The 5590-nt window shown below is 45.3% G+C and carries 4 protein-coding genes and 1 pseudogene; 2 read left to right on the forward strand and 3 right to left on the reverse strand.

Features of this window, described 5'->3' with window-relative positions:
* Window positions 1-93: 93 nt before the first annotated feature.
* From TOL9009_RS0105040 to TOL9009_RS45180, 3 genes are all read right to left on the reverse strand, one after another.
* Window positions 94-1008 carry a pPIWI_RE_Z domain-containing protein gene (locus TOL9009_RS0105040; RefSeq protein WP_029631620.1) on the reverse strand — a complete coding sequence of 305 codons (915 nt, stop codon included), beginning with the start codon at window positions 1006-1008 and terminating at the stop codon, window positions 94-96.
* 139 nt (window positions 1009-1147) lie between these two features.
* Window positions 1148-2467, reverse strand: coding sequence for a restriction endonuclease-related protein (locus TOL9009_RS0105045; protein WP_038296142.1), 1320 nt, complete (start codon window positions 2465-2467; stop codon window positions 1148-1150).
* A gap of 295 nt (window positions 2468-2762) precedes the next feature.
* Window positions 2763-3044, reverse strand: coding sequence for a hypothetical protein (locus TOL9009_RS45180; RefSeq protein ID WP_144238158.1), 282 nt, complete (start codon window positions 3042-3044; stop codon window positions 2763-2765).
* A 426-nt stretch (window positions 3045-3470) separates the two neighbouring features.
* On the opposite strand from TOL9009_RS45180, the gene ltrA reads away from it, so the two are divergent.
* On the forward strand, window positions 3471-5201 hold the full coding sequence (gene ltrA, locus TOL9009_RS38175) for a group II intron reverse transcriptase/maturase (protein ID WP_144238159.1): 1731 nt from the start codon (window positions 3471-3473) through the stop codon (window positions 5199-5201).
* Between the two features lie 178 nt (window positions 5202-5379).
* Window positions 5380-5590: pseudogene (locus TOL9009_RS0105055) on the forward strand (4-Cys prefix domain-containing protein); the annotation flags it as partial.

A 5590-nucleotide genomic window follows, 5' to 3' on the forward strand; every position in this document is an offset into this window, starting at 1 on the left:
GCAATAAAAATGGAAGTATTTTGTTCGTATTTATAGTTGCAAATAATCCTGGTTGAAACCGATGATTGCAGGTTGGTTGCAGTTAATCCTGGCTCAGTTGCAATTAATCCTGGTTGAAGTGTAATTATAGTTGCAAATAATCCTGGTTTGGAAATGCGTTGATTGCAGGTTTGAGTGATTAGTATTGCAGGTTATTACAGCTAGGCGCACTGCTGCGACAACATCATTGACGAGCAATGCACAGCGATATCCTTGTTTGGCAAAGTGATAAATTAGCACTTCAAGGAGTGTAGATTTACCGACATTTAATAAACCAACAATGTGGACTAGTTGCTCTAACTTAATTTCTGCGTCTGGTTGGGAAGGTTGGAAATCATTTGTTGATGCGTCGTATAGCCGTAAGGCAATTCCTTTCAGGCGATGATGATAATTTTCTGGCTCGTACCCAGATGCTGCCAGTTTTGTATCCATTTCTTGGGCGGAAAGCAGCAACTCCTCTAGGGTGACGGAACGGTTAGGATTTGAACTGGTGCGCGTGCGTCGGAAGGATATCTGCGGTGAGGGTGCCTTCTTTGCAATGGCTTCAGGGATGTTGATAGGAACCTCTACTGGGGTATGACCCTTATGGGAAACTTTGGCATACCAGTATCCAGAAGTTGCAAGTTTGACTTTTCGTTTTTTATGTTGCGGGGTTGTTAATAAAGTTTGGCGATATAGCTGCAAGCGTTGTGGGTAGGTGCTAGACAAAATCAATTTGGGAACATCGCTAATGTCCGTTAAGCTAAATATTCTGATAATTTCTGGCAGCTTAATATATTCGCTTAAAGAGCGTTCCCACTGTCTTCCTTTGCGACGCACGAGATAGAAACGGGCTTTTTGTGCAAGCTGCCAATTTTCATCGCTTGAGAGTGCTTTGACTGGGAAACGATATCCCAAAAGTAAAGCTGATACAGAAGTAGCAGGTTCTTCTGGGGCTATCTCCATCAGTAAAGCCAACCCCAATTCCACCTCCGCAATTAGCAGGGCAAGACGCGCTATTTATCGAGAAAGGGCGATCTCTGCATGAGAGTAATTCTCCTCGACATAATGCTTTAAATCCTGCGATTTGCGAAGGGCTTCGCGTAGCGGTTTGCCCCATTGAGAAATGTTACGCATTGTTTTTCTTCTCCAGAATTTTTTGAGCCTGGGAGACAATTTCGCTAACCAGCCTCAAACGCACACCGCCCAATTCTGGTTCGAGTCTTTGCCGTTCTACCCCGATTCGCAGTACGTCTTCTCGTTCCGAAGGAAAAACAACAAAAGTTTCAGTCGCATCAAGGCGATATTCCACTTTTTTTAAACGTTCTTCATCCAGGTACGACCAATCTTTGACATCAATCGCCCACCGAACTTTCTTGCTAAATTCCACAAGTAGGTCAAATTCATCAATTTCGGGCCAGAGAGTGACGCGCACCCCCATTTTGGTAAGGGTTTCTGCAAGATGAATTTCCCAGAGTCCCGGTAGTGTTCCGTACCTATGCACCCCAGGAGTAACGGCTTTCCAAGTTTCTGCTTCCTGTTTGGAAACTGACGGTAGTGGTAGAAGGCGGTCTTTGGCACTCAGTTGTTCGCAAGTCATGTTGCGACATCTATAAGTTTCATCTTGGCGACAGCACATGATATACTTGCAGCGTGGGCAGAAGTGATAAATATTGTCACCAGCTAAATCAGCCAAATCGATGTAGATTTGCAGCAAAAAGTCGCGCAGGGGTCTAAGTTGGGTTGAAGACAAAAGGCGGCGGTACTCAGGGTAAGGAAGAACTGGACGCTCAATAATCAACTTCCGTAATGCCCGATATTGCTCTTCTAGCTGGTTCGTCCGACAGTATTCCAGAACATCTTGCAGAACTTTCTCTTGTACCTGCATTTCCACATCAGAACCTGTAACTTGCCACTGTAGGGCGAAGTCAGAGATTAACCCATCTTCTGTGAGGGTGACTTCCGGTGAAAGATGTTTAATCTCGGTTGCGGGTTTCCACTCAACGACTGGTTTTTTTGCCCATTCAAAAAATTCTGGGAGATTCGAGGGGGCTTGTTCATCTCCTTGTAGCAAAGACGTTAAGTACATTCTGGACATCCCAACGCGGAGGGCTTTGGGGATGTTTGAACGCTCTTGTGGTTCTCGTTTTTCCCACTCTGCCAAGCCGGTCGCCAAATATCGCAATGTTTCCGTTATAGGTATCTGTAGTCCGGGTTCAACTTCCAGGTCAGAGGTGAGCAAGCGAAGACTTCGGGCTGCATTATCCTCCCATTCCACATCGATACCTCGCATCGTCTGCAACCAGCGTTGAAGTGTTGCTTTCTGGCGCGGTTGCATTGCCAGTTCAGCACACAACTCTTCTAGGGTAGGTGCCTCTTTGTGGATGCGAAACCATTCCCGCAGTGCCTCTAGGATTTTGTCTCGATGTCTGGTGACTTTCACTTTCATCGGTCACGCTCCTATGTGTGAGGTTTGACCAATTGTGACACCCACTTCACTCATAGGTCAAGAAAATTTTGGAATGTTTCATAAATGTTTCCAATGTTTCCATTTTTAGTCAAAGCTAACCTAATGAGACTTTAAAACTTTCTGGCACTTTTCGTGGCAGAAAGCCTTTATGGAGAAGAGTCAACACGAGAAATACACGCCCAACCAAGTAGGAAAAATGGTAGTAGGATGCGATGTAAAAATCGTAACTGTACCGTGATTTTGGTAGCGATGCCTTAGTTGTGCGTCGGCTTCTCTACGAGAGGCTCCGCCAACGCCAACGGCGGTACTCTTCGAGACCATCGCCGCCAACTGCAAGAAATCCGTAACGGGCATCACTTACATCGGTAAACCAACTGAATAAAGGTAGGTATGTGCGATTCGTTCTGTCGAAATGAGTAGTAATCTCAAGGATGGCAGGCTTGGTAAATGAGGCGCAAGCCATCAGAACCATGACAACTGAATGACCATGAGGGCGCAAAACCCTCCCTCCAGGTGCAGGAGTGAAAGCATCACCCCCTCGGTAGCGACTAGTCATCAATCCGAGAAGCGGGATGAAAAGGTGGCAATACTGGAAGCCTAATCTAGTATCCATCGAGCAAAGTACCCATGAGTAAAGCCCCGGCTTAAAGACACGTATGAATCGTCGTTACTTTAAACCAGCCAAAAGGCTGACAGGCTGGAACCAAAAGGTTAAGGCTAGGGAGTTGGCAACTATATCTTTGACCAACAAGCACTTCCCAAAAACCCGGCGAAGAGTGTTGCTCTAAAGGTACATAGTATGGTCATTTGGAACGAAGTAACCTCCCGTTCGTTCTCTCGGAGGTCGAATACCGAGAGTAGGTGCTAACCACATACAACGAGGAGGAAAGATTGGGAAAGAAGCCAATGCTAGGGGTAATGCCCTAGATATGCTGACGTTCCCACGATGATTTGGATGATAGAGTCCCAATTAAGAGTACATATGTCTAATACACAGTCTCAACAACTGATGGTGGAATGGCACTCAATTAACTGGCGAAAGCTGGAAAAACGAGTGTACAAGCTCCAAAAGCGAATCTATCGAGCCTCTAATCGTGGTGATATAAAAGCACTTCGCAAACTTCAAAAGATGCTGATGAAATCTTGGTCAGCAAGAGCATTAGCGGTTCGTAGAGTGACCCAGGATAATCAAGGGAAAAAGACGGCAGGAGTGGACGGCGTTAAATCGTTATCCCCAAAGCAACGTCTCGACCTTGTAATTAAATTACACCTGGGAATCAAGGCTCGTCCAACCCGGAGAGTATGGATTCCAAAACCCGGAACGGAAGAGAAACGACCCTTGGGAATACCTACAATAAACGACCGCGCCTTGCAAGCGTTAGTCAAACAGGCTCTAGAGCCAGAATGGGAAGCGCGATTTGAACCCAACTCATACGGGTTCAGACCAGGGCGCTCATGTCACGATGCGGTGGCAGCCATATTCAATTCAATTCGAGGTAAATCCAAATACGTGCTGGATGCCGACATTACAAAATGTTTTGACCGCATCGACCAAGGGAGACTGCTCCACAAATTGAATACATTCCCCACCATGAGACGACAAATTAAGTCCTGGTTAAAAGCGGGAGTGATGGATGGATTAGAGCTATCTCCTACATCCGAGGGTACACCGCAGGGTGGCGTTATTTCGCCATTACTTGCAAATATTGCCCTCCACGGGATGGAGTATCAGATAAAACAATACGTTGGCTCCCTAAAATTAAAAGGGAGCCTAACCACTAGAAGGGACAGTGTAAGCTTAATCCGATACGCCGACGACTTTGTGATTCTCCACAAAGACTTAACCGTAGTCCAAGGATGTCAGAAAATCATTTCTGATTGGTTAAAAGATATGGGATTGGAATTAAAACCCAGTAAGACCAGATTGGCTCATACCCTCAATTCGGTAGAAAATGAGAAGCCGGGGTTTAATTTCCTCGGCTTCAATATACGCCAATTCCCTGTAGGAAAATACCACTCCGGTAAAACCACAAAGGGAGAATTACTTGGTTTTAAAACCATCATCACCCCAAGCAAAGAGAAAGTAAAGGTACATTACGACAAAATTGCGGATGTAATTAGCCACCACAAGGCAATATCACAAACGATATTGATTCAACACCTGAATCCAATAATTAGGGGCTGGTCTAATTACTACTCAACTGTAGTAAGCAAAGTAGCTTACGCAGACCTAGATTGCCTCATGTACCAAAAGCTTCGTGCTTGGGCAAAACGTCGCCACCCCAATAAGAATATGGGGGAAGTGGTCAAGCGCTATTGGATGACCATAGGCAATGAAAACTGGGTATTCGCAACCAGGAAGGGAAATAATCCGCTTCGGTTACTTAAACATTCAGGCACTTCCATAGTGCGTCATGTAAAAGTTAAAGGCGAATCGTCTCCATACGACGGGAACCTAGTTTATTGGAGCAAAAGAAAAGGTGAAAATCCTGAAATGCCCACCAGAGCGGCAACACTCTTGAAAAAGCAGAAAGGGAAATGCACTTTATGCAATTTACACTTCCGAGAGGAAGATGTGATGGAGATTGACCACATTATCCCCAAATCGCAAGGTGGAAAGGATAAATATGATAACTGGCAACTCCTTCACAGACATTGCCACGACACAAAGACCGCCAGCAATGGCAGTCCAGGCAAAACAATCCGACTGTAATAGTGTCGAGCCTAAGCCCCCAGAAAACTAGAAATAGTTGAAGGAAGATGGGTAATGAGGTATGTTTGACATACACCAAATCATTGAGGAGCCGTGTGAAGCAAAAGTTTCAAGCACGGTTTTGTAGAGCAGCGGCTCTCGTGATGGAGTCGCTGACTTTAATCCCAAAATCCTCAACATGAGCTACTGTCTCAATCCCCGGTGTCCAAAACCAGAAAACGCTGATAATATCAAGTTTTGCCAAACTTGCGGTTCCAAATTAATCCTCAAAGAACGCTACCGTGCTATCAAACCGATAGGACAAGGTGGTTTTGGCATCACTTTTTTGGCAGTGGATGAGGATAAACCTTCAAAACCTGCGTTGTGTAATTAAACAATTTTACCCCCAA

Origin of the sequence: [Scytonema hofmanni] UTEX 2349 (genome assembly GCF_000582685.1) — a bacterium.
GTDB classification, from domain to species: Bacteria; Cyanobacteriota; Cyanobacteriia; order Cyanobacteriales; family Nostocaceae; genus Hassallia; species Hassallia hofmanni.